This window comes from Janthinobacterium sp. HH102 (genome assembly GCF_001758625.2).
Taxonomy (GTDB): Bacteria; Pseudomonadota; Gammaproteobacteria; order Burkholderiales; family Burkholderiaceae_D; genus Janthinobacterium.
Map to the genome: position 1 here is coordinate 51,138 of NZ_CP062063.1, position 22,929 is coordinate 74,066.

Consider the following 22,929-nt stretch of genomic DNA (forward strand, 5'->3'; position numbering starts at 1 on the left):
GCGGGCGGAAAATTTTTTTGCAGTTGATGGGTTAACTGCTGGCAAAGCTGGGCGGCAGGGATCAATTTTCGCATTCAACCATTGTAGAGTGTGGCTCCCATTGCTGCAAAAAAAATGCATGTAGCGGGTGATTGTTACCGTGTAACTGGAGGGAGCATGTATTGATTGCAACCACGCCGAGGTCCTTTTTACATAATCGACTCACCTTAATCAAAAGGAATACCTCGCCATGACAGCAATCAACCAACACCCTATTTTTTACTACGCGACCGTACTCGTCGTGTTCGATTCCGCCATGACTGAATTCACTGGGTTGCAGTGATGGTGAAGAACGAGCGTGCGGTCAACCTGGCCAAACACGAGGCGAAGAAACGAACACGTTCCGGCCAGGCGAAATCATATATGGTTGCGTTGGCGCAGCTCGCCTCTGAAAACGGCCACGCGAACTGGGAGGAGTATAGGAAGGTTCTAGAAGCATCCCCCATGCCGATCCCGGACTATCGCGTTCGCTTGGTGTCGTCAAATGGTCACGATAAAACAGTTTCCGTGCTCCTGAAGGACGTTCTAACGTTTCATGGTGTTAGCGCTGATATTTGGGAACAGGAACCGGTGAACGAACAACACCAGTACGTGAATGAATATGCTTTGTGGTCACGTCACAAGTTGGGAGATTTCACAGCCTACACTGCAGCTATCCTTGAAGCGAACGTAAAGACCTTTAGTTTTCAGGAGGTGGCCAAGGAGCATCAACAATCCCAAGCAGCAGAAACTGCAGATATGGATTTTATTGTCGAACTCGAAATCCCAGGTTCGGGGAAGAAAGAGACGATCGGCGTGTTACTTTCTGATGTACTTGAGTTGAACGGGCTGAGCCAAGAGGACTGGCGCGGCAGCGGACGGTTAGAGCAGGGAACGATGGTTGAGGATGCTGCCCTCTGGTCGAAACGTAGCAAAGGTGATCTAACCCGCTATTTTACTGAAGTGATCCGCGGCTTTGATGAAGGTGACGAAGAAAACAATCATCCTCGTTAAATGTGTTTTTTTGAAGGAAGCATGGCCCCGTTTATTGAGTTGGTCCGGCGCCAGATGCTTGAAAGCATCGTGCGACCGGACTCGGATTTTTTAGAGGCGACAGCTTTCGACGCCTTCTGCGATAGCGTCAGCGAATTTGCTGAGCACCATTTTCTGTCCCAGTCGTTTAATCTCATCATCGTCGACAAGGACACCTGCTTCAAGGAAAACTGCTGGGCCTTCAACGATCTTCGGTGCCGTCAGCGAGCTATTTTCGCGAATTCCAGAGGGGTCGAGCGAGATCGGCGCCGCTCCAACGCGTTGGGACCACGGGACTTCACCCGCATTGCGCAGAGCGTTCCCGATCTGCCATGAACACGCCAGGCTCTGCTCAAAACGCGGATCATGCTGGGACACGTAGAGAGCATATCCGCGGTACCGTTGTGGACCTACGGTACCTTCGGGTATTCGAGCATAGGACAGTGACAAGTAAAGTGTGCTCGCTGTGAAGAGGCGCGGATCTGGCGAAAGGGGCGCTTCGATCACTGGTATTCGGCGCTTGACTAGCGCATCGGTTAATAACGCCGCCAATTTACTTTCGAGGAACGGCGGTGCTAGCGCTCCGGCCTCTGCCGTGCGCGGACCAAGGAGTCCCTTGTCTATGTAGACAGCGTCGATGCGCGCGGCTTCAGCGCCGCCGGCCACAAGGCCAGCAGTAAGGAATAAAGGGCCGAGTAGTTTCATTTAGGCCTTGGCCTCGCCGCCGAGCTCGATCACCAGGTCATTAAACATCCGTCCCAATTCCGCAGTCATCAGCATCATGTCGCTGTCGAATCGCTCGATATTATCGCGGGCAGCATTTTCGCCTTCCCGGATTACATCCAAGGGTTTGATACTCTTGATTGCCAAGTTTTCAGTTAGCACAAAGCTGATCTTATCGTTCCAGGTCATGGCGAGGCGCGTGCATTGCTTCCCGGCGGCGATGTGGCGCCGAATATCGTCTGCTTCCAGGGTGTGACGTTTGTAAGCCACTTCAGCTTTACTTTCACCTGTGGCGCGCATGGTCGCATCCTGGTCGACAGTGAAGCCCGCTGGCGCCTCGTCCGAGCTAAGCCATTCGGTCATGGCCGCTACGGGCGAACGCATCACCCGCAGGCTTTCCAAGGGCAGCTTCTCGATCGCCTTCAGTAGTAACTTGACCACCTCATCAGCCTTGGCTGGGCTGGCCGCATCAACGACGAGCCAACCGTTAATCGGGTCGATCCAAACGGCCGTGGTACTGAGCAGTGAAAATGCGCGGGGCAGGAGCTCATCTGCTACACGTTCCTTCAATTCCTTCATTGCCTTCTTGCCGGGTGCGAACCCTTGAGCCTCTTCCATTTCAAGTGCCCGGGATTTCGCGACCTGATTAACGACAGTTGCCGGAAGTAATTTCTTCTCAGTTTGAAGGTTGATCAAGAGTTGTCTGTTTACTGCGTGGACCAGAGTGTCATCCTTCGTTGGCGATGCCCAACCCATGGTGGACAGTTCCGCGCTTGTGGCCTGACGAAATTCCTGAGGCTTCAGCACCTCAGAAAGGCGCTCGGCGGTCATATCGTAATTTGGTGGAAGGCGATAAATTTGTGCGTTTTTGAAAAACATGCTGTCTGATTCCTTTCAGGATTGTTTGCTGTTATAACTATAATACAGAACATTTAAAAACTCTTAGATGATATTTGATCTTCTCTTAAAACCGTTTGCAACCACGCATTTGGCATTTGCTTACGATCATCATGTTCAAAACCACAACTGAAGGAATATCTATGTCGAACAAGGCGTCCCGCGCTTTCACAAGTGCATTCAAATCCGCAATGTCAGAGACAGCGCTGCAGGTCGCGCGCCAGCCGGAGTTGGTCAAGCGCATGACTACTGGAGCGTCCGTTGTCTTCGCAAGCCTGGCGATTGCCCTGACGGTGGCGCCGCCCCCTGCAGCCGCGCAGAATAACGAAGTGATGCGAACTGCTGCAGATGCCTTCGCAGGTGTCGTCGGCGGTGCGATTGGTAGCCAGTTTGGCGGCGGCAATGGCAAGAAAGCGGCAGCGGCCGCCGGCGTCGCTGCAGGTGTTTGGGCCGCTGAAGCATTACAGCAGCAGGAGTCCATGCCCGTAAGCCGTTCCCGCGGAAGCCGGGACATTGGTTCGATAGGCCCCGTGATATCGTCGGGTTGGAGTAATACCCGCGTACCCGGTGCTGACGCGAGTGGATTTCAAAGCCGCACCGTGGAGCGGCAAGTATTGCAGAGTGGTACAACGCAGATTGGCGGCGATAGAGTCGCGAAGCTGGTGGCCTTGGAGCGTACATTTTTGGCCGCAAGAGACAGCTACGCGCGATCCATATATGCTGCCGACCAAGCTGTTGACGACTCGGTACTCGATCCAGATGGCCGTGGTGTACAGCAGCAGCTGGCTGCTACGCGCGCTCAGCAGCGTAAGTCGCAGACCGATTTTGAATCGGCGCGGAGCACCTTCGTGAATGCAGTCGAACACATGGGCTCGCGTGGCTATGACGTGCACGACTTCGCCTATAGCCACAAACTTGCGCAGTCTCGAGTTACTGCCGGCGACATGCGCCGGGGGGACGTGGAAAGGGTCACGCGCGGCGTACGGACCGGCGATGATTACAAGGAAGGCGAAAGCGTGCGTGGAGAAAGCTACAGCAGCCGCTAAAGTCATACTTCAACTGGCGCCCCAGACACCATGGGGCGTTTAAAAAGTTCGGGCGAGGTGCCTGGCCAGCGATGTCCCCCCCGTCTACGACTAACATGAATAACCCCGCGCTACCTGGCGCACCGTGCTGGCCGGTCGCCAGGAATTTGTTCTTCGAATCCCAATTATGCACAACACAACAGTGAATGCCGCGCTCGCGGACATCCGAATTTCCCATCATCACATCGAAACGATGATTCGTGAGACTGCCACCTTAATGGGCGACGAGCGTCTGGCGGATCGTCTTAGGGGGGAGCCAGGCTTTCATCTCAAGGCTATCGGCGTTACCCAGAACCTGGTGGTGGCCATGACACTGGCACAGACACTTGCGGCGGACCAAAAATTCTCGGCGATGATGGGCCCGGACACATTTTCCGGAAATGATCAGGAACTTGCTAAGCTAGGTGGAGCAATGCTTGACGGGATGATACAAGCCCCTCGCCTCGGGGTATTGGTGTTGGAAGAGCTGTTGGCGGAACGCGTAGAAGTTTTGCGGCAATGGATGTAAGAAAGCGTTAGGCGCCAGGCAGGCACAGTCCTTCCTGGGGGTCTGCCCTCAGCCCCATTGCCGTCGAACCGCGCAGCGATCAATATAATTATTCGTCATTGCGCGGTTTCAACGTATGAATCTATCGTGATTGTGACAGTCCCAACACGATAGCAAGGCTTTCTATGCGCAGGGTGGGGCCGGCGACTCAGGTTCATTCTGTGCTGTCCCGTCACCATCAAAACGCCTATCGGAGCAATATCCAAGAACGTGCACCGGGTCAATCCGCGTCATCGTGGCGAAGGCTGCCACCACATCACCATTGGCCAGGTCGATCAGTGCTTCCGGAACATGGACGCACATGTCTTGGCCTGAGTGATTGCCACCGTAGTAGCTGGTGTTGTACTCGACCTGCACATGTGGATGGTCCATGGGCGACATGATGGCATCCATTTCTGTGCTGGAGAGGCTTTTGGCTAGCGCAGCATTCTGTGCCTTTGACCAATTGAGGCCGCCAACTCCGATCATCTTGGCTCGGAGTTGGTAGACGAAGGTGTCGCGGACGGGTTTGCCGTCGCGATCGACGAAACCGTCGGCGAATATACCACTCGCGCGAAGATTAAAATCATAAGTTTTCATGGTAGCCCCAGTTTTTGACATAGGGCATGGTAGGCGTTGCGAAGGCGCGTGGTTGCAAGCCGAGTTAGACGAATTCGTGGTCAGTAGTCATGGCAGCCACTTCGCGGAAGCAGAATGTCTCGCGAAGGGCATGACGAATCGACTCAGTAGGGGCATAAAGCATGCCTTCAATCAGCACGGAGCGGGGGCAGGTGAAGCGATCGATAGCGCTGAGCCATGTTGAGTAAGTTGGATAGACGCTTAACAGGATTTCCCATTCCGCATTGGCGCCAACAAACACCAGGTGAGCACGTTCCTCGATCGGAGAAATGTCCCGTCCAAATGCCAGCTCCATCTGAGAGCGGCAATAGTAGGTCTCTCTTAGCGCCTGTCGGATTGCCCCTGTGGGCGCCTTTGCGATTAGCTCTGCCAGCGTGAACAGGTCGCATACGTGGGAATCGACGGCCTCGAGTTCATCAGAATAATCAGGATGCTCGTCCAGCATGCGCGCCCATTCCGACTGTAGTAGGCCAAACGTGGACGTGCTATCAGGCGCGGCGAGCGCCTCCATCAATGCATAGTCCTGCCGAGACGCCATAGCGCCCGAAGTGATGGTTGCGTTTGATACTGAGCGGATCAGGGAGGGAGGTTTTTGAGTTATGGAATCAATTACGTTATCGGTGTTCATCGCTGGTGCTGAATTGTTAAGGTTTCGGCCCAGACGATTCGCTTCGAACCGCCTACGCGTATAGTTTCCATCAGGAAAGACATAACTTTATTGCACACCCCGGATTCGGGCAAGGGCTGTGGCCGATATGGCTGGTTGTAGTATTCTAAATGTGTCCATATTGCTACACTGCGTAAATTTTATGCAATGAAATACTCAATCAAAAAATGGATCAACTGGAGCCTGAACGCTTGGCATTGAGAGCCGCTATCTGCAAAAAATGACTGTTCAGGCAGCGCAAGATTCCCAGGATCTTCTAGGAGTAGCCCCGGACTTGGACATTCCGCCCGCGCTACTTAGCTCGCCAGAGTTCACCTCGGGCGTTGGGTCTCGGTGTCCTCTACTTCGTCAGTATTAGCGCCGTATGCGGCCATGTTGGCTTCCTCTTGCAAACGGTGTTTTCGAGCATTATCGAGTCTCATACTCCAGTTTCCAAAAATGTGTGCCGGTGTGTACCAATGAGAGTATTCCTCTAGCGTGAGCGTATTTCCATGTACGATCACTGCCGGCACGTGCATCAAGGAGAGTTGAACATAGGCCATCGACGCCGCTGTGGAATCCAGGTCGGTGGCCGTCACGTGAACATGGCGTTGGTAGTTCAATCCACGGTTTTCCATTGCCAGCATAAGTGCGATGATAGTGGCGCCTGATCCTGATGCTGGTTCGCTGACGGTGATGTAGCCATTCTTCTTGATTTTTTCGTGAGGGTCTTCGGAAAGGGTGAGCTCGGCCATCAGCTCACACAGTGCGTACGGTGTAAAGAACTGGCCCATCCGGCTATTGCCCAGCTCCATCGACATGAAGATTTCGCCCAGGATGTCTCTCGGCGCGAATTCAAGACCGACTTGCAACTCTGCAAACATGTGGGCGATTTTTGATGCTTCGTCAGTGCTGTATTTGCGTACCGTTTGCATGTAAAGCTTCTCACGTTCTTCTGCCTGGCGCAGGTCCGCCTTACTTAATGCCACTGCGCTCATGGTCACGAAATCACGAAAGACCTGGCGTCGGTCGTGGCGCCGGCCGACCTCCTCTATCAACTTGATAATTTTAGTTCTGCTCTTGATTGCGTAGGCGGACAAATCCGGGGAGCATGCAGGCGCGTCATCCGCGCCTGTGGAACGCGAGTTCCGGCTCGAGCTGGGCATTAACTGATCGAATGATTCGGGGTAAAGCTTCACAACGATCCTTTCTCGTGCCGGCGCTATCCGAGCACGGTGAATTGAAAGGGGCGAGTGTAGGGAATGAGATGAGACGTGGTTGCTGAGACATCAACCTGAGGTGGTATGGAATCAGGTTGAATATAAAACGTCTCGGTATGTGCCCAACTGGCCATCCAGTTGGAACCCAAGGGAACTGATTTATCCGCGTGTAGGCTTACGAAGGGATTTTCGCGAATGCGTAAAGGTTTTGGCTGTGGCGGTTTTGCTACCGGTTGGTCGCAGCGTCGCTAAGAGGCGTTCCAGTTCTCTCGCATGTGCCTCCCGTGCATTCGCAAGTTCAGTCCGCGAAGCCTGCGCGTCCGATTCCGCCCTGGCATGTTCCAGTACAAGGCGCCTGTTATCGCCCGCCTGTGCTGCCTGCGTTAGCTCCTGCGTTTTCACTCGCTGTCGCAAGTTGTCGATTTCCTGCAGATTGCGTCGAGCTTCTAAGTATGCGGATTGAATTTGAGCATCAGCGCGGTCACGTTCAACCGTTCGTATTTCGGTTAATTTCGCCTCATGAGTGGCCTGCAGCTCATATGCAGAGTGCAACCTAGAATTTAACTCTCGCAACTCGTCGGCCGCGGCGTCAAGCCGATCTTTTGTAGCCGTGTGGTCTCGCGCCTCCGTATGGTAAAGGTCGAGTGCTTCAGCCACGCGCGCAACGGACTCGTTGACCTCCAGTTTGAGCTTTTTAACGACCTGCTCCGCCTCGTCGATTTGGCGATCATACTCTTCCCGCTCGCTTTGAAAACCCGCTTTCGCGGCCGCGAACAATTGAACTACCATCGTCTGGAATGAGGATTGAAAGAGGTTTTGTACAGCCTCCGGCACACCCGTGTTCTCAGGAAGAGCGCCCATGGCATGGTAGGTTGGCCAAAACTCCTGTTCGTACCAGGCGCGTATCTCGGTCTGGATGGTTAGTGCCGAGGGGTTCATGCTGCCCGCAGTGAGTGCAACAATTCGTTTCCGGATAATTTCGGCGTTAGGCAGTTCGTTATTCTGCACCATCTCTGCGGCGATCATACGAGCCAACGCACGGGAGTTAAGAGGGGCCGCCTCATCGAGTGAAATGTGGGTAGATTGAGTCATGTTTTCTATTATGCCCGTCAAAGGGCGGGGCCACGAGTGCCCAATTTACCGGATTAGTTGCGATAAAGGCAATTTACAACTGCATCAGCAATTGCCCTCGCGATGGGTAGTGCAGTTGCTGCAGTCGCTAGTCTGACTTCTTCTTCGGGGTTCGCAATTACACCGACTTCCAAAAGTACTGCCGGTGTCTTGGCCATCTTTAGCACCACAAGGTCGTCGAACTGGTGAACGCCATTCTGGCGGTCGACCAATGGACGATTTTCACCCTTAACCTTTTCTGCATGATAAAGAGAAGGGCGCTCCCCGGCGGCCCGCATCCCTGCACCGATGCGTTTTGCACATGCCAGGCTGAAAGGGTAATCAGGATTCTTCGCTGAAACGAATGTGGAAAATCCATTAAAATCACGCCTTCGCCCCTGGTCGATCCATTCTTGTTGGATCGAATCGTGGTGGATAGATAAAAAGAGGTCGGCCATATCCGTCGCGGCAGTGCGTTTCTTCAATGCGATATCCTTTCCGTCGGCGGCAACCCGGATGACGGTGATACCGTATTTTGCTAGGTATTCTGACACATACGTGCTCATTTGGAGATTGTAAGCGTATTCAGTTTTACCACTAGGGCTCATGCTGCCAGAACGCTGTGGGCTGTGTCCTGTATCAAGTACGACGGTCGCGGCATGGGTGGTGACGGCGCTAGCGGCAGCTAGTGTCAAGATTGCCATATTGATTTTAAGCATTTTCTCAATTTTGGAGTATGGAGATGGGGATCTAGCGACGCCTCACGCCAACTTGTTGAGTTGGCGTGAGGTCTTTTTTCATCTGTTGCAACTGTTCAGCCGTCGAACCAGGACCGGTACGTTTTTTTTTCTTACCTTTTTTGAACTTGTCGGGTATTGCAAGGGTGCGATGTACTGCCATGACAGTATCCTCCTCTATCTCCAGCTGACCAGGTCAACTGGTACTTCGCTTCATATGTTGCTCAATAACATTATCGCTTAAAGTTGTTACGCTTCATAGTAATGATACGTACCAGAGAAGTTTTAAATTAGCTCTTTTTTGGAAGGAGCATGCTGTGTCAGCAGCGCACAGATCAGTAAATAATGCTCAATTTCCTTATTGACCGTATCATTTAACGGACTATAATGCAGCATTGGTTGAGGTCTAAGTAGGTGGCCTCGTGAATATATTGGAGCAAGGAAGATAAATGGAAATGCCAGGTAGTGACTTTGAGATGGAAAACTTGCGGGTCCCACCGCATTCGATCGAAGCTGAGCAATCCGTCATTGGCGGCTTGCTTCGCGACAATACTGCCTGGGACCGTATTAGTGGATTGCTCACTGCCGGGGATTTTTACCGCTATGACCACCGAATCATCTTCCAGGAAACGCTTCGATTGATTGCTGCCGGCAAGCCTGCTGACGTATTAACTGTTTATGAGCAGTTGGTGTTGACTGGCAAAGCTGCGGACCTTGGTGGAATGCCGTACTTGAACGCGATGGCCCAGAACACCCCGTCAACGGCAAACATTGGTCGGTATGCCGAGATTGTGAAAAATCGAGGAATCCTGCGCCGACTTATTGAAACAGCAAATGAGATCTGCGAGAGTGCATATCGCCCCCGTAACGACGACGTAATGGGGCTGTTGGATCAGGCCGAAGCAAAGATCATGGCCATCGGGGCGGAGCGTACACGGGGAGACGCCGGTGCCGTGGCACTGCAACCGCTGCTTACCCAAGTCGTAGAGCGCATCGATCAGCTGTATTCACGTGAAAACCAAGACGATATCACTGGCGTTCCAACAGGCTTCGTCGACCTCGATCGAATGACATCTGGTTTACAGCCGGGGGACCTCATCATTGTTGCCGGCAGGCCGTCGATGGGCAAAACCGCATTCTCCGTTAACATCGGGGAACACGTCGCCCTTGAGGCAAATTTGCCCGTTCTCATTTACTCAATGGAAATGGGCGGCGCACAACTTGCACTGCGCCTGCTTGGGTCAGCAGGCAAACTTGACCAGCAACGCATGCGAAGCGGCAAACTGTTGGACGAGGATTGGCCACGTCTCACCAACGCGATTCAAAAGCTGAACGACGCGCAAGTGTACATTGATGAAACACCAAGTCTTTCGTCAATGGAGCTCCGGTCAAGAGCACGTCGGGAAGCGCGTAAGCACGGCAAACTCGGCTTGATTATTGTCGACTACCTCCAGTTAATGGTCGGAAACAACGAAGGACAGAGCCGCGGGGACAATCGGGCCAACGAAGTATCCGAGATTTCCCGATCACTCAAGGCATTGGCCAAAGAAATGGGATGCCCAGTAATTGCGCTATCTCAATTAAATCGGTCGCTTGAGACACGTCCGAATAAACGACCAGTCATGTCTGATCTCCGAGAGTCCGGAGCCATTGAGCAGGATGCCGACGTCATCATTTTCCTTTACCGTGACGAGGTGTATAACCCGGACTCCGAAGAGAAGGGGACTGCCGAGGCCATCATTGCAAAACAGCGAAACGGCCCTATCGGGAGCGTTCGTTTGACTTGGATAGGTGAACACACGAAATTTGGCAACTACATTTCTGCCCAACGCAGATCTTTTGTGGATTAGCAAGCATGCGCTACAGGGACTATCCAAAGGGAGACGCTAGACGCTATTTTGTTGTGCTGTTAGCGATCAACACGATGAAACCAGGAGAAGCGACGATACATCGTGTTTCTACAGCAATTGGATGCACGCGCGCGGAGGCCCAAAGGGCAGTACACGCCATGGTGGAACAGTTTGCAGTCTGCATAGATCGAGACGGCCCTGTTTACTCCATAACTTCATGGGGTGTTTTGAAAAAGGGGGAGTTGGCCAAGCTCGTTTCCAGTTTACCTGTGCAGGTGAATGATCAGACGCTATCTGGCAGGTCCTGCAACCACGCAGAACCAATAGCATCACAATGAGGAGGTCGCTTTCGACGCCACATTACAATCGAAGGATTTCACGTGCAAGACCAAAGCTCTACTAATTATGAAATCGATCCGTGCCTCTACAAAGTGATCATGGAGAACCTGGCCCACGCAGGTTGGTCTATTCTGAAGGGAGGAACGGCAGTGGCAAAAAAGGACTTCCAAACCGCTGTCGGACAGAAGGAAGCCCTCGTATACTTGGCCCCCTGGGGACCTGCGGAACCAAACTGTGTTCTACAAGGCCAATACTACAGCGAAGGCAGGAACATCCTCGAAGCGAGTTCGATGCTTATCCCAAAAATTGGCAACGTCTTAGCCGCAGGCCAATTAGTGCAGCAGTTCACCAAAGAGACAGAACACAAGATCCTGCAGTCTCACGCAGTCAAATTGCTCCGCAGTTCCTGTATGCAGGACTGTGATGCAAACGTTGACGATGGGGAATTAGCGGGCGCAACCGCGCCCTCTATGTAGCGTATGAAAGGTTCCGGGAGCACAGGGTTTGACCGATTAACTCCGTGGAGCTTCGATCTCTTCATCCTGTACCTCAAGTGTTGCCCCCTGTGCCCATGCTGGCATCTCGTGAACATGCTCCAGCCCAAACTCGGCAGGGTTGTCCAATGCATCGGAATTAGCGGTCAAGAGACTGTCAAGCACATCTTCGACATCGTCGAATGACGCCGGCACATAACCCTGACCGTATCGGCAGTCCATCGCAATGATCTGCCGAATAGTGGTGTCGAAGACTAATCGAACGGTACTCTGCTGTTTCGAATCACGGAAAATGTGGCTCCAATGCCCTGTCAAGTAGCGTGCCTGGCGCACTTCTTCATCAGCGGCTTCGTCCACTGCTGTGAGACGCTCAACAACCATCTCGACGAATTCAGAACCACCATCAGACATTCCCCGCACAACCTGATACTCATGGTGGATAGCGTAATAGTCCTGGTTGCCAATTCGTAGGATATTTTCTTGATCAACGCCCTCGGTATCAATGTCCAAGAAAATAATGTGGCCAGGATGTGACCCGCTGGTTTTCAAGACGGTACCGTTGTCCATTTCGACCACAAAAGTAGGAGTTGGCGCATGCGAGATTCGTGGATTGGCATGGCGATCGAAAGCTACAGCTAGCTTTTGTGCTTCTATCACCTGCGAAGCGCTGTATCCTACAGTGAGCGTGCTGTTCAAACGTTCGGTGCTAAGCACCCCGTGACCTTTCGGCAAAGGGGGCAAAAGACTGCCATCGACCAAGCCCGCCAGTGAGGTTGGCGCAAGCAGGAATTGTTCGACCGATACCATTTGCCCGATCTGGGCCGCGATGCTCGCTAGTGCAATTTCGTCGGGTTCGGAAGGGCACATCATCACGTGTTTATCGGCCGCGTCCTTGACCAGCCATACGAATTGGGCGTGGCAATTTTCCGGCGCAACGCTCGGGAAACTAGCAACATCCTTCTTGACCCTCGCTGCGCTAGCTATAACCGCGGTCGCTGCTTCAACTAACTCAGGAATAGTCTTAGGAGGTATTTGAAGGTGCCCATCGAGTTTTAACAAGCCTTCCAGCAGGCCCGCCAATTTCATACCGTATGCTGGAGCCAACCACATATCCATAATATTCCCTAGTTCAAAGACCCATGCTGGGCGAAAGCCGGAGTCTACAAACTATGCATCGACGTGGTTGCTAGTGAGGGGCACCACTTTATCTTGGCGCCGCACGCGGCGGCCGCAGTGGCCAACACCAGGTCGACGGCGTGCACCAACTGCTGCACGGCGCCTGGCCGGCGCCACGGTGTTCCTGCAGCTGATCACCGGCCGGAACCACGCCAGCGCAGCCGGCGCGCTGCGCTCGAGCGCCGCAGCGGCCAACACGGGGTTCCAGGTGCAACGGAACGTAGAACCGGGTTAGTCTTGGTTTAGATACACCCGCGTGTTAGGATTTTACTTACCATGCGCCTGCCGACTGGCTGTCGATTGACCAGGTCCAGCGCTTCTTGAATGCCCCACTAGGAAACAGTGATGCCCACCAAAGCCCATGACGTTTACCATGTCCAGATGACGGAGGCCAAGCTTCGGATATTGGCAGCCGAACGAGTCTCTACGGCTAGCGCTCCACTGACGGGTCTATCTTCGCTAGATTGTGAATTTTGTTTTCTGCAAATTCGGAAAGTCATCGAGCTAATAACGTTTGGTGCAATGGTCCGGGAAGAGCATCGTTATCGGCATTTCAGAACAACGGAGCCGAAAACATCCAAGGCTCCGGAACCAGATCCGACGAGGGATTGGAATGCAAAAGAGATTCTGTCTAGGCTTGTGAAGCTCAGCCCACACATGCTTCCGATACCCCTTGGCGCTCACTCGTCGACAGGCACCGGCACGATCAATTTTGATCGCGCGAAAACTGTCGTAAATCACAGTAAATTAATCGAGCTATACGGGGTGTGCTCGACCTTCATGCATGCGTCGAATCCTCTTGGAGAAAACTATATAGCGCGAGTTGAAATCCAGCGGGGCGAGTACCGTAAGGGGCCACAAACTATTAAGAAAGCGTTAGACTTTTTACGCCGGCTCCTCTGGCTTCACGCCGCTGTACAACTTGAATGGTCAGACCAACAAAACGCGAGCTGCGTGGACAATCCCACGTCAGCTTGGATTGTCGATTTCAGCAGTTCAGAAAACGATGTTGTCAACATAGTCTTGGCTACTACTCAAGATACTGACCCACTTTAGTGTCGATTCAGGCATTTCATGACGCTATCGCGTCGTCTTCTATGACCTCAATCTGACAGGCCCGCCCTTAACCCGTTCTTACGCAGTTCCCCCGGCGGATCATCGTCCGGGACCACGCCAGCTCCGCCGGCGAGCCGCGCGCGGCCGCAGCCATGGCCAGCACCATGTCGACGGCGTGCACAAGCTACTGAACGGCGCCTATCCGTGCCGCGTTACAATGACTTTTTTAAACGAAATTACAGCTATGGCCGGCTTTTCCAAACGTATCAACAGCTGGGCTGGGTTCGCCGGTAGGAAGGGACCGGGATTTTGCGCTATCTGCGGCCAGTTCGGTGAATTGACGCGTGACCACGTACCACCACAGGGATGTGTTCATATCACCAACGCCGTCTTGAGCCGACTGACGATGGATTCGCAATCGAGTGGTAAACAGCGCGATAGCATTTTTATCCAGGGCGGCTTGAAGTTCCAGACCCTATGCGGGACTTGCAATAACCACAGGCTCGGACTTCACTACGACCCTGAACTGAAGCACTTTGTCGACCAGATGCGCACCGGCATGCAGGCGGTCGCGCGAAATGTCGTGCTGCCCCGCATTGTCCGAGTGAAAGCAGACTTGAACCTGGTGGCAAGGTCCGTGGTCGGCCACATCCTTGCAGCACACTCGGTCGAAGACACGCAAAAATGGCGTGACGATATCGGTGCCTCAGAATCGCTGAGGCAGTACTTTTTGCATTCCGACCGGGAATTTCCCAGCGAATGGCGCCTGTACTGTTGGCCTTATCTGTCGCGCAAGCAGGTGATCCTCAGGCACGCTGGCTGGATGGATATCTCTTTGCCCAACGCTGGCGACAAGACGGTGTATGGGCACATTTTAAAATTTTTACCATTCGGCTTTTGGCTTGTCCACAATCAGCCAATGGAGTTCACTATCGACGCGCTGGACATTACGCCACGAGGAGCGCCCGACTTGGAACCTGAAACCGTCTCGTTTGATCTGCGTCAAGCCCCGCATCATCTGTACCCGGAAAACCCATCAGGCCACCAGATCATGGTGTTTGCCAACGAACAGTCTTCCGTCGCGGAGCCGCCGCCGGTTCGTGAAAAAAGCAAGTGAAAGCGGTCATCCAGCCGCCGCGACGTCAGCGTCGTCGTTGGGAACGAAAAAAAAGGAGCCGGAGCTCCTTTTTGAAATTGCCGCCGGCTACTAACGGGTGACTAGGGTTGCCAGTGCAGTGAACACGTTAAATAGGGGCAAGGACATCGGGGCCCACGGACGCCAAGCCTGCAAGCCGGGCCTTTGCCTTCGCAGCTGCCTCTTCTTCGAGTGCATCTTTGACCCTCTGAAGTCGCTTTTTTTGCTCCTTCAGCTTAATGACAAGGGCATGGATGGCGCCGTCGCTACTCTGTTCCTTCGGCAGGCTGGCGGCATGCTCCAGCGCACGACGTGTGAAATCTTCGACACCGTCCGGGATGACCTTGGTGACGTCATCGTACGGCCGCGAAACCATAAAGTGATCGGTTGGCAAGCCGAGTTCAGGCACATCCGCCTCGTCCAGCCAGTAATCTTGACGCAGGTACCACTGATCCGCCCAAGCGCCGTTGTGGAAGATACCTTTGGTGGTGCCGCTGACGCTCATGACCTTGCTCTGACCATGCTGGCTTTGATAGCTCACCAGACCCCAGATCGTGCACGTCGTGCCTTTACTAGGCGAGCCGGAAGATATCGAACTCAACGAAGCGCTCTTGAGCAGTTGTTTTTTGGGCTCCCTGCATTGCACACGCTCGCCATTCACTGCTTTTTTAAGTTCCGCCAGATACTTCATTGCAGATTCTAGGCTGACTTGAGCATAGTGGACAGCTGGGCCGCGATTATCTTCGGTCGCGTTAAACATCGACGGGAACGGCGAGTTGGGGGAGTACGTCCTGATATCTGTGGGATCAGCGTAGCGGAGCGACGAGTCATCGCCGTACTGGTTTTGAGCCGGGGCCGAAGTGTACAGCGCTGCAGCGACCGTCCAGAACCGCGTTTCATCTTCGCAGCAGACCGGCAGGACGCCGTGATGGGCCGGATGCTGCATCGACACGCCCACGACTTGTCCAGCATCGTCAGTGAGTACGATCGGGATATGCGTCAGCGGCAGGAGACCCTGCTTTACGGCATCAAAAGGAGACAGAACACTGCTCTGGACGATCTGCCGGACGCGGTCGGGAGTGACCTTGTTGAGTGCATCGCTGCTATTTTCGCCTGCAGCATCACGCAAGCCTTGGCGCGCTTTTTCGAAGTCGAAAACCAGGGGATGCCCCTTCATCACCGCGTATTCAAATTTCGGCGCTTTTGCCGCGAGCAGGCGCGGATCCAGTTCAGTGCGCTCAAAGGTATAGCGATCCACCTCCAGGTATTGCAAATCCTTCGCCACCGCACGGACGATGTCCGGAGCGGCATCAACGACCGCGCGTGCCTCTTTGCTGGTGATCACACCATCCGCCTTGAGCACGTCGGCGCCATTTTTGATGGCGAACTCGAACTGACGTTGCACGGCCAGGCGGGTCAAGCCTTTTTCGAACACGGGCGGGCGGCTTTCGACCTCGGCAAAGAGCCGCTGGCGGCTGGTCGAACCGAAGCATTTAGCCCCGAATTCGCCTGCGTGGCGAAAGAACTGCGGAAAATCGTCCGGGAGATGGGCTGCAGCAGCTACGTGACGACCGATATTCTTCGACAGGGATTCGAAAAATTTTTGGTCTTGGTGGGAAATAGGGGCGCGACGGAACGTGTTCATAGGTGTCCTCTTTCGAAACAACAGTAAATGGAATCAGCAGGCGCTGATCGGCTCATCAAGGTTATCGAGTAGCTTGTTGTACTGCTGCGAAAGTGACGTCTACGAGAGCGTGACTTGATGTTCGGCGGTGAGGCGCACCCTTGCGGGCCTCGACAGCGGCTCTACCGAACAGCCGCAGTTAAACACATCGAGCAGAAAAAAACAAGAGGTCCTAACGATGAGTACGCACCGTTACAACATGGGGACGAGCACCACGCGGCAGTCGCAATCCTCCGTCGCGTACACGAACGCGACGTCTTCCAGCGCGATCCCTGATGCGGGCTCCGGCAACGAAGGGAGATCGTCAAACAACGGCGTTTAGCCGGGGTCACGGCCTGCGGCCGCGCGGTCGACCAGGATGTACGCGATCGCGTGTTTTTGAAGGGTCTACGCGGTGTAGTGCGGTGGTCCCTGGTAATTCGTGAGTGTTTAGTACCCGCAGGGCCAGCGACGCAGCCGGCTCAGCCCAGGCAGGGAATTCCGCATTGTGGAATGGCGAGCAAAATCCTTAAATTGCGGCGTGGCTCCTATGAAAACACCCTATTTATCCCCTCATTTGGGCCACCAAATCATCAAAGTTAAGCTGTAACTTTGACGATATGTGAGCTTAACTTTGACGATATGCAATATGCACAAATGTGAGCTTAACTCTAATGATGTGCGAAATTTATTCGTATGATTTACATGCGTAATCATATGATGTTGCGATATTTATGTTTGATAAGATATATTATCAAACATAAGAAATACTTTCCTTAAGGCAATTATTTCTTGTTCCTTGTTTGCACAAAGTTGTTCCCTAAATTTGCATAAATTTGTTCCTACCACCCTAGAAGAAAATCAGTACACCGAGAGGATTATTAGCACTCCAGCAACAGCATCGTAGGCACTTTGGAGTAAGGCCGAAAAATGCACTGATGGCCACAAAAGTGCCCTCATGGCACCTGATGTGGTTGCACTGAAAGTTTGCAGCCCAGTTGCTACCTTAACAAAACAATTGAACAGGCCAGCTGGCCAGGAAGAACAAAAATGAAGCGTGATGTACCACTGAATGTCCTCTACCGCGCCATGGCGTCGGTAAAAGATCCACACACCCGAAACCTGGACCTAGGCCACGAATTACTGGTAGACAACTTCGCTGGTGGCGGAGGCACATCGACAGGACTTGAGAGGGCTTTTGGACGGCCGGTGGACATTGCTATCAACCATGATCCTGAAGCAATCGCAATGCATGCAATGAACCACCCTCGGACAATGCACCTCTGCGAAAGCGTATGGGATGTCAAGCCGCGCGAGGTGACTCGTGGCCGTCCAGTCGCGCTGGTCTGGCTTTCCCCCGATTGTCGGCATTTCTCAAAGGCGAAAGGGGGGACCCCGGTTGAGAAAAGAATTCGAGGACTTGCCTGGGTTGGTATGCGCTGGGTGGCCACATGCAAACCCAGGGTAGTTGTACTGGAAAACGTTATCGAATTTACAACATGGGGGCCGGTCATTATCGACGCAGATGGTAAGGCTCGCCCAGATCCGAAAAAGAAAGGAGTGACGTTCGAGAGCTTCGTACGACAACTCAGGGCACACGGTTACGAAGTAGATTGGCGCGAACTACGTGCATGTGACAGCGGCGCGCCGACGATCCGCCGGCGCTTGTTCCTTATCGCGCGAAGAGACGGTTTGCCAATAATTTGGCCAACGGCTACCCATAGCGATCCGGAAAGCGCCGAGGTTGTCGCCGGCAACTTAAAGCCTTGGCGCTCCGCTGCCGAGTGTATCGACTTCAACCAACCGTCCAGGAGCATCTTCTTCCGCAAAAAAGACCTGGTAACGAATACCCGTCGTCGTGTTGCAAAAGGATTGTGGAAACACGTTTTGACCGCGGCTAAGCCTTTCATTGTCAAGACGGACAATCCAGCAGGAAGCGGACCAGTACTCACACCTTTCATCGGCGAGCACGCAAATGGCAGTTCGCAACGCAATATGCCGGCAAATTCTCCGTTACGTACCATTTGTGCTCAAGTGAAGGGCGGGCATTTCTCGATAATTGCCCCTACCCTCGCCCCGCTGCGCGGCACGACCGAAGCACACCTTGGAGCCCACTCTATCCAGGCTCCGCTTTCAACTGTGGCCGCAGGCGGCACACACCATGCGCTGGTTGGTGCCCATCTGATCACGATTGGATACGGTGAAAGGACAAACCAGGCACCGCGCGCCCAGGACATCGAGAAGCCGCTGGGTACTGTGGTCGCCGCACCAAAACACACCTTGGTCGCCGCATGCTTTGAACAGGCCAACGGTGGCTTCTACGAGGGCGACGGCCGTCCGGCTGAAGCCCCTCTTTCGACCATCACAGCCGCCGGCAGCAATCAGCGCCTCATCACCGCTTACTGCGTCAAGTACTACAGTACTGGCGGCCAATGGCAAGGTCTGGCCGAGCCGATGCATACATTGCCAACTAAGGGTCGCATGGGGCTGGTGCAAACCATTCAAGTGCCGGCGGCGGCATTGCTTGATGAGCATGCGTCCAAGGCACGAGAATGCGCCCGCTTGCTACATGAATACCTTCCCGAGCACTTCCCGACGCAAGCTGAGATGGTGCTGGTTGGTGACTACGTCCTAGTCGACATCACATTACGCATGCTGAAGCCGCGCGAACTGTTTCGAGCACAGAGCTTCCCCGAAACGTACATAATTAACGAGATCCCCGATCCGGAGATGCTCTTCAAGGACGGCAAGCAGATCGCGGATCCGCTGTCAGTGCCGCGTATCCCATTGACGGCCACTGCTCAGGTTCGTATGTGCGGCAATAGCGTGGCCCCTATACAGGCGGAAGCCATCATCCGTGCCAACTTCTCTCATGAGCAGCTGCTGCCAATGGCTGCATGATCACTCATACATCCCTGCCGGCCGCAACTGCTGTGAAACTGCGCCGGCGATGCGAGTTCTCAGGTCGGAACCAGGTAGAGATCTCGCTTGAATTATTTGGCGCAACCACGCGTATTCGTTTAAAGCACAATCGAGTAATGGCAGCAAAAAACGTCGCCTGTACCCGAGAAAAAAATACGAAAGTTGCGCATGAACAAGATCCGATATCAAACCTTCCTTCTTACCCGCATTCTCCAAGGCAACGCGTTCCCGAGCACGAAGGAGTTGCTCAACGCGATTGATGCTGCCTGCGCCATTCCCGAGTCCGACTGGGCGAAAAGAAAGGCCGCTTTTAATTCGATCGCTGAAAAAGCTCCACTGCGATCAGGTGACAGCTGTGATCTGGCGATCACACACAGTGACATTCCCGGTTACATTGAAAGAGAGTGGTATGAGTTTTCAAGCTACTCTAACGCAACCAGAAATATCACACGCGAGGAGGAATTCCAAATAGCAGTTCAAGGATTCTGGTTGACCGATAAAGAACTGGGATTCGGTCACTCACCAGATGAAGAGACTGAACTTACTGAGGAGACCGACTCATCGCCACGTATGTAACTCAAGTGAGATCTATCGAGGGTAATTAGTACTATTAATGTTGGCACGACAAAATGCTAGGTATGCGGATTATCACCAGCCGGCGGCACGCAATCGCCCTCGCGTACCTCAGAAACTTCAGGTGTTGCAAGACTGCGGCTATAAACCGAACGTATGCCACGAGCAGCCGCAGCAATCGCCCCTTGTCCGCTAACAACGTTCTCGCGCCCAGACTGGACAAACGTACGCTCCCCGCGAAGTACTGACGGTATTTCTTCTACGAGCTCAGGAGCCATATGCATCTTGGAGAGGCATTGAGCCAAATAAGCACGGTCGCTGACCATTGCTATTGCACCTTGAAACGCCCGATCAACTGATGGACCATATGCTTGACGAGCCTTATCCCAAGCAGCTGTTGGAACCTCACCCCAGTTACCGATCATCATGGCCAAGTCAATGATATCGCGGCTTGTGACCGACTTATCAAGATAGCGATCTGCATTGGCAAGGAGCTTTTCAGCGTACATGTCCACGCGCGAAAGCGTCGGCACACCCGTCACAGGGTTTAAAACACCTTCCAGCTGGATGCGACCCTCGCTCACAATCTCGAACTTCACAGGCACGCCATCAACCCGCAAGAACGTCCGGATTCCATACCGGTCAGCTCGTACTTCGCGTGCGAGCTCAACAGGTCGAGCAAACAATGCGCCTAGGGAGACGTTGTCAATTGTATTGCGCAACGCCCTGTATCCATCCTGTGAGGCGCAGAGAAAATCGATATCGACCGACTCCCTGTATTCGTCTAAAGCTAGCACGATCGCAGTTCCGCCCCCAAAGAAACATTTATTCTGAACAAGAAATTCAGTATCAAGTGAGGACAATAATGTCTGGATTCGATTGTGGTGGTCCCGCTTAAACATTCATCATTCCATTTCCGTAGGTCTCGGTTAAATCCTCAATCAGCGATCGCTCAAGATCGTTAAGCGCATCTTTATCAACGAAGCGCCAATTGCTCTCGTACAGCCCGAAGGCCTCCTCAGCGGTGATGTGGTCACCTGGCTGTCGGCTCCAGGCGATCAACGATAACTGCGGGTAGGTGCCAATTTTGAGAGTGTCGGGAACGGTATTCATAGCGTGATTATCGTTCTTCCCTGTCGAAAGTCAACTACGCGAGAGAGAACCGCAGTGACCAGCACCACGTCGAGGACGCGCACCAAATGCTGCCCGGCGCCCTGCCGGCGCCACCTAGTTCCTGCAGGGGATCTCCGGCCGGGTCCTCGCCAGCGTCGCCGGCGCGCCGCGCGCGGCCGCCCCAGTGGCCAACACCAAGTCGACGGCATGCAACAGTTGCTGCCCGGCGCCTGACCGGCGCCACGGAGTTCCTGCAGCTGGTCTGCACCCTGCCCCACGCCAACGCCGCTGGCGCGCCGCTGCGGCGGCCACAGTGGCCAACACTACGTTGACGGCATGCCCGACCGGCACAATCAACTCGTTGCAACCACGCGGTCACAGCGTGAGTAGGCTGTAGCCTTCATACACACGGAGTCGCCGATGCTCAACCAAAACTTGACCTATCCAGAATACCAATACCTTTCCAAGAGCAGAGCACAAGCCGCACAGTCGCTCCTGGTACAGGCTTTGCGTGACTTGTTACCCCAAGGGTACCTTCTCTCAACAGATCCCAAACTGATGGGGGGGAATGCGCTTCTAACGGTCCGCCCTCCGAATTGCCCACCAGGGACAAAGCAAGTTAGCTTGATCCATTACATCGCGTACCAATCGGTATCAGAAGGGGAAGCTAAATGGTATCAACCCACTACTGAGCGACTCCGGGCCTTTGCCGGCGTAGCCGGCATGGACACCTGGGACACGGACGAGACGTTCGGCAAGGAAGGGTTGATTGAGGCAAACTCAGCTAATGCCGGCGATATGTTTGCCATGGTACGAGAGGTCGCGGCGCAAGTGTGCGCCTTTCCTCCGTTCGCTAATTTCGAATGGCGCCGGTGCGATTGCGACGAAACTGCAAAATGGGAATTGTTCAACGGTGATCGTACCCTGCAGTCAGTTTGGAAATCGGGCGACCAGTATGAGACGCAAATGGGGACACACCCAGCAACTCTTGCTGAAGCAAAAGCAGAAGCTGAAGCGGCCGCAAGACAGATTCTCATCTCAGAGCATCAACATCGATTGACCGGACTGGGCCAGGAAACCCAAGCAGAGTGGCATCAAAAAGATGATGGAGAAGGTGAATCACCAGGATTGTGAGCACTAAACAAGACGGGGGATACAGCTCGGCGCGAACTGTCGAGCTTTACGTAGACTTCGTCTTTCCGGCTGCGGCGGTGCGCCTTCCGGCACGGCAATTAAGGGGTTATCCAACCAACACGCTGGGAATCAATCCCACTTCCAACATTTGGTCCCAACCGGTCGAGTCCAGTTCGTCAAGATCATCTTCGGAAAGAATCGTTCCATCGACTAGCACAGCACTAGACTCGCCGCTTATCAGCGTATCCCAAGGACGGCATTCGATAAGCTTATCTTCACGATACAGGCTTACATGGATGTCGCAATCTTGCCGAGGCTTATAGCGGCCGTGCTCGTCCGGCTGTGGCATGGGTATCAAAGCGATCCGTGCAACAATCCCATTGGGGAGGTCGATAGGGGTTGATAAAAATTCGTTTTCTTGCATCACGTTAGCTCCTTGTTCGTCAGGCACCGAGCCTGACTATCTCACTTATAAAACCAACTGCCGCTGGCTGGTCTGCTCTTGCTGCTGCAGGGAATTCTTTGTGCCCTGGCGCTAGGAATGTTTCCTTACTTCCCCAAATCGGATTCGTCCATCGACTCAATTGACGAGATCACAAGGCACCTAAAAATTGCCTATCAAGTCGCTGTAAAATTTCAGCGTTTAAATGTTTCTGCTTACCGTCATCACGAACAACGCCCTCTGACGGCATTACAGGTAACATATTCAGCGTCTCAGCCATCTCATTAACCCAGCTGGTAATGAGCGCACCTAGCACCATTGCCCGCTGGCCAGCTTCACCCGATAACTGCTCATCCCAACTCATTCTATTTTCCATATGTCCTTCATTTGAAGACGGTT

Annotated in this window: 24 protein-coding genes; 10 read left to right on the forward strand and 14 right to left on the reverse strand. The window is 53.6% G+C overall.

What is annotated here, in order from left to right; translation table 11 throughout:
• Positions 1-321: 321 nt before the first annotated feature.
• Positions 322-1,032: a hypothetical protein gene (locus JAB4_RS29000; protein ID WP_070221216.1), complete on the forward strand. Its 711-nt coding sequence runs from the start codon at positions 322-324 to the stop codon at positions 1,030-1,032.
• A 90-nt stretch (positions 1,033-1,122) separates the two neighbouring features.
• Here the strand turns inward: JAB4_RS29000 and JAB4_RS29005 are convergent, their stop codons facing one another.
• Positions 1,123-1,755 carry an N-acetylmuramoyl-L-alanine amidase gene (locus JAB4_RS29005; RefSeq protein WP_071650194.1) on the reverse strand — a complete coding sequence of 211 codons (633 nt, stop codon included), beginning with the start codon at positions 1,753-1,755 and terminating at the stop codon, positions 1,123-1,125.
• Positions 1,756-2,652, reverse strand: coding sequence for a recombination-associated protein RdgC (locus tag JAB4_RS29010; protein WP_070221212.1), 897 nt, complete (start codon positions 2,650-2,652; stop codon positions 1,756-1,758).
• Positions 2,653-2,783: 131 nt separating this feature from the next.
• On the opposite strand from JAB4_RS29010, the gene JAB4_RS29015 reads away from it, so the two are divergent.
• Positions 2,784-3,716, forward strand: a complete 933-nt coding sequence (locus tag JAB4_RS29015; RefSeq protein ID WP_139143810.1) for a hypothetical protein — start codon at positions 2,784-2,786, stop codon at positions 3,714-3,716.
• Positions 3,717-3,882: 166 nt separating this feature from the next.
• Positions 3,883-4,263, forward strand: coding sequence for a hypothetical protein (locus JAB4_RS29020; RefSeq protein ID WP_070221208.1), 381 nt, complete (start codon positions 3,883-3,885; stop codon positions 4,261-4,263).
• A 162-nt stretch (positions 4,264-4,425) separates the two neighbouring features.
• Here JAB4_RS29020 and JAB4_RS29025 read toward each other — a convergent pair whose 3' ends face one another.
• From JAB4_RS29025 to JAB4_RS29050, 6 genes are all read right to left on the reverse strand, one after another.
• The gene (locus JAB4_RS29025; RefSeq protein ID WP_139143809.1) at positions 4,426-4,881 is read right to left on the reverse strand and encodes a hypothetical protein; all 456 of its coding nucleotides are present in this window, start codon (positions 4,879-4,881) and stop codon (positions 4,426-4,428) included.
• 64 nt (positions 4,882-4,945) lie between these two features.
• Positions 4,946-5,548 (reverse strand): hypothetical protein, encoded by a 603-nt coding sequence (locus JAB4_RS29030; protein ID WP_139143808.1) that lies wholly within the window; start codon positions 5,546-5,548, stop codon positions 4,946-4,948.
• A gap of 350 nt (positions 5,549-5,898) precedes the next feature.
• Positions 5,899-6,765: an N-6 DNA methylase gene (locus tag JAB4_RS29035; RefSeq protein ID WP_139143807.1), complete on the reverse strand. Its 867-nt coding sequence runs from the start codon at positions 6,763-6,765 to the stop codon at positions 5,899-5,901.
• A 180-nt stretch (positions 6,766-6,945) separates the two neighbouring features.
• Positions 6,946-7,878: a hypothetical protein gene (locus JAB4_RS29040; RefSeq protein ID WP_139143806.1), complete on the reverse strand. Its 933-nt coding sequence runs from the start codon at positions 7,876-7,878 to the stop codon at positions 6,946-6,948.
• Between the two features lie 53 nt (positions 7,879-7,931).
• Positions 7,932-8,615, reverse strand: coding sequence for an N-acetylmuramoyl-L-alanine amidase (locus JAB4_RS29045; protein WP_070221197.1), 684 nt, complete (start codon positions 8,613-8,615; stop codon positions 7,932-7,934).
• Between the two features lie 31 nt (positions 8,616-8,646).
• Complete coding sequence (locus JAB4_RS29050; protein ID WP_175444820.1) at positions 8,647-8,796, reverse strand: hypothetical protein; 150 nt, start codon at positions 8,794-8,796, stop codon at positions 8,647-8,649.
• 286 nt (positions 8,797-9,082) lie between these two features.
• Between JAB4_RS29050 and dnaB the strand changes: the two genes are divergently transcribed.
• A complete protein-coding gene (dnaB, locus tag JAB4_RS29055) occupies positions 9,083-10,483 on the forward strand; it encodes a replicative DNA helicase (protein WP_070221193.1) in 1,401 nt (466 codons plus the stop codon).
• A gap of 380 nt (positions 10,484-10,863) precedes the next feature.
• The gene (locus tag JAB4_RS29060) at positions 10,864-11,298 is read left to right on the forward strand and encodes a hypothetical protein (protein WP_139143805.1); all 435 of its coding nucleotides are present in this window, start codon (positions 10,864-10,866) and stop codon (positions 11,296-11,298) included.
• Between the two features lie 36 nt (positions 11,299-11,334).
• On the opposite strand, the gene JAB4_RS29065 is transcribed toward JAB4_RS29060, so the two are convergent.
• Positions 11,335-12,432, reverse strand: coding sequence for a hypothetical protein (locus JAB4_RS29065; RefSeq protein ID WP_070221189.1), 1,098 nt, complete (start codon positions 12,430-12,432; stop codon positions 11,335-11,337).
• 405 nt (positions 12,433-12,837) lie between these two features.
• Here JAB4_RS29065 and JAB4_RS29070 point away from each other — a divergent pair, with 405 nt between their 5' ends.
• The gene (locus JAB4_RS29070) at positions 12,838-13,548 is read left to right on the forward strand and encodes a hypothetical protein (protein WP_070308522.1); all 711 of its coding nucleotides are present in this window, start codon (positions 12,838-12,840) and stop codon (positions 13,546-13,548) included.
• Positions 13,549-13,792: 244 nt separating this feature from the next.
• Positions 13,793-14,665, forward strand: coding sequence for an HNH endonuclease (locus JAB4_RS29075; protein WP_139143804.1), 873 nt, complete (start codon positions 13,793-13,795; stop codon positions 14,663-14,665).
• Positions 14,666-14,792: 127 nt separating this feature from the next.
• Here the strand turns inward: JAB4_RS29075 and JAB4_RS29080 are convergent, their stop codons facing one another.
• Positions 14,793-16,328 carry a hypothetical protein gene (locus tag JAB4_RS29080; protein ID WP_070221185.1) on the reverse strand — a complete coding sequence of 512 codons (1,536 nt, stop codon included), beginning with the start codon at positions 16,326-16,328 and terminating at the stop codon, positions 14,793-14,795.
• A gap of 1,068 nt (positions 16,329-17,396) precedes the next feature.
• Between JAB4_RS29080 and JAB4_RS29085 the strand changes: the two genes are divergently transcribed.
• Complete coding sequence (locus JAB4_RS29085; RefSeq protein ID WP_343216773.1) at positions 17,397-19,247, forward strand: DNA cytosine methyltransferase; 1,851 nt, start codon at positions 17,397-17,399, stop codon at positions 19,245-19,247.
• 189 nt (positions 19,248-19,436) lie between these two features.
• A complete protein-coding gene (locus JAB4_RS29090; RefSeq protein ID WP_070221183.1) occupies positions 19,437-19,844 on the forward strand; it encodes a hypothetical protein in 408 nt (135 codons plus the stop codon).
• A gap of 56 nt (positions 19,845-19,900) precedes the next feature.
• On the opposite strand, the gene JAB4_RS29095 is transcribed toward JAB4_RS29090, so the two are convergent.
• Together JAB4_RS29095 and JAB4_RS29100 are read right to left on the reverse strand one after the other, a co-directional pair.
• Positions 19,901-20,743, reverse strand: coding sequence for a nucleotidyl transferase AbiEii/AbiGii toxin family protein (locus JAB4_RS29095; protein ID WP_070221181.1), 843 nt, complete (start codon positions 20,741-20,743; stop codon positions 19,901-19,903).
• Positions 20,736-20,954, reverse strand: coding sequence for a hypothetical protein (locus JAB4_RS29100; RefSeq protein WP_070221179.1), 219 nt, complete (start codon positions 20,952-20,954; stop codon positions 20,736-20,738). Before JAB4_RS29100 ends, JAB4_RS29095 begins: the two co-directional genes overlap by 8 nt.
• A gap of 624 nt (positions 20,955-21,578) precedes the next feature.
• Between JAB4_RS29100 and JAB4_RS29105 the strand changes: the two genes are divergently transcribed.
• A complete protein-coding gene (locus JAB4_RS29105; protein WP_139143803.1) occupies positions 21,579-22,088 on the forward strand; it encodes a hypothetical protein in 510 nt (169 codons plus the stop codon).
• A gap of 106 nt (positions 22,089-22,194) precedes the next feature.
• On the opposite strand, the gene JAB4_RS29110 is transcribed toward JAB4_RS29105, so the two are convergent.
• A complete protein-coding gene (locus JAB4_RS29110; protein ID WP_070221177.1) occupies positions 22,195-22,512 on the reverse strand; it encodes a hypothetical protein in 318 nt (105 codons plus the stop codon).
• A gap of 169 nt (positions 22,513-22,681) precedes the next feature.
• Positions 22,682-22,906: a hypothetical protein gene (locus JAB4_RS29115; protein ID WP_139143802.1), complete on the reverse strand. Its 225-nt coding sequence runs from the start codon at positions 22,904-22,906 to the stop codon at positions 22,682-22,684.
• Positions 22,907-22,929: the final 23 nt, after the last annotated feature.

Coding starts and splice junctions, on each gene's coding strand:
- JAB4_RS29000 (WP_070221216.1), top strand. CDS start 322: ATGGTGAAGAACGAGCGTGCGGTCAACCTGGCCAAACACGAGGCGAAG.
- JAB4_RS29005 (WP_071650194.1), bottom strand. CDS start 1,755: ATGAAACTACTCGGCCCTTTATTCCTTACTGCTGGCCTTGTGGCCGGC.
- JAB4_RS29010 (WP_070221212.1), bottom strand. CDS start 2,652: ATGTTTTTCAAAAACGCACAAATTTATCGCCTTCCACCAAATTACGAT.
- JAB4_RS29015 (WP_139143810.1), top strand. CDS start 2,784: ATGTTCAAAACCACAACTGAAGGAATATCTATGTCGAACAAGGCGTCC.
- JAB4_RS29020 (WP_070221208.1), top strand. CDS start 3,883: ATGCACAACACAACAGTGAATGCCGCGCTCGCGGACATCCGAATTTCC.
- JAB4_RS29025 (WP_139143809.1), bottom strand. CDS start 4,881: ATGAAAACTTATGATTTTAATCTTCGCGCGAGTGGTATATTCGCCGAC.
- JAB4_RS29030 (WP_139143808.1), bottom strand. CDS start 5,548: ATGAACACCGATAACGTAATTGATTCCATAACTCAAAAACCTCCCTCC.
- JAB4_RS29040 (WP_139143806.1), bottom strand. CDS start 7,878: ATGACTCAATCTACCCACATTTCACTCGATGAGGCGGCCCCTCTTAAC.
- JAB4_RS29045 (WP_070221197.1), bottom strand. CDS start 8,615: ATGCTTAAAATCAATATGGCAATCTTGACACTAGCTGCCGCTAGCGCC.
- JAB4_RS29050 (WP_175444820.1), bottom strand. CDS start 8,796: ATGGCAGTACATCGCACCCTTGCAATACCCGACAAGTTCAAAAAAGGT.
- dnaB (WP_070221193.1), top strand. CDS start 9,083: ATGGAAATGCCAGGTAGTGACTTTGAGATGGAAAACTTGCGGGTCCCA.
- JAB4_RS29065 (WP_070221189.1), bottom strand. CDS start 12,432: ATGGATATGTGGTTGGCTCCAGCATACGGTATGAAATTGGCGGGCCTG.
- JAB4_RS29070 (WP_070308522.1), top strand. CDS start 12,838: ATGCCCACCAAAGCCCATGACGTTTACCATGTCCAGATGACGGAGGCC.
- JAB4_RS29075 (WP_139143804.1), top strand. CDS start 13,793: ATGGCCGGCTTTTCCAAACGTATCAACAGCTGGGCTGGGTTCGCCGGT.
- JAB4_RS29080 (WP_070221185.1), bottom strand. CDS start 16,328: ATGAACACGTTCCGTCGCGCCCCTATTTCCCACCAAGACCAAAAATTT.
- JAB4_RS29085 (WP_343216773.1), top strand. CDS start 17,397: ATGAAGCGTGATGTACCACTGAATGTCCTCTACCGCGCCATGGCGTCG.
- JAB4_RS29090 (WP_070221183.1), top strand. CDS start 19,437: ATGAACAAGATCCGATATCAAACCTTCCTTCTTACCCGCATTCTCCAA.
- JAB4_RS29095 (WP_070221181.1), bottom strand. CDS start 20,743: ATGTTTAAGCGGGACCACCACAATCGAATCCAGACATTATTGTCCTCA.
- JAB4_RS29100 (WP_070221179.1), bottom strand. CDS start 20,954: ATGAATACCGTTCCCGACACTCTCAAAATTGGCACCTACCCGCAGTTA.
- JAB4_RS29110 (WP_070221177.1), bottom strand. CDS start 22,512: ATGCAAGAAAACGAATTTTTATCAACCCCTATCGACCTCCCCAATGGG.
- JAB4_RS29115 (WP_139143802.1), bottom strand. CDS start 22,906: ATGGAAAATAGAATGAGTTGGGATGAGCAGTTATCGGGTGAAGCTGGC.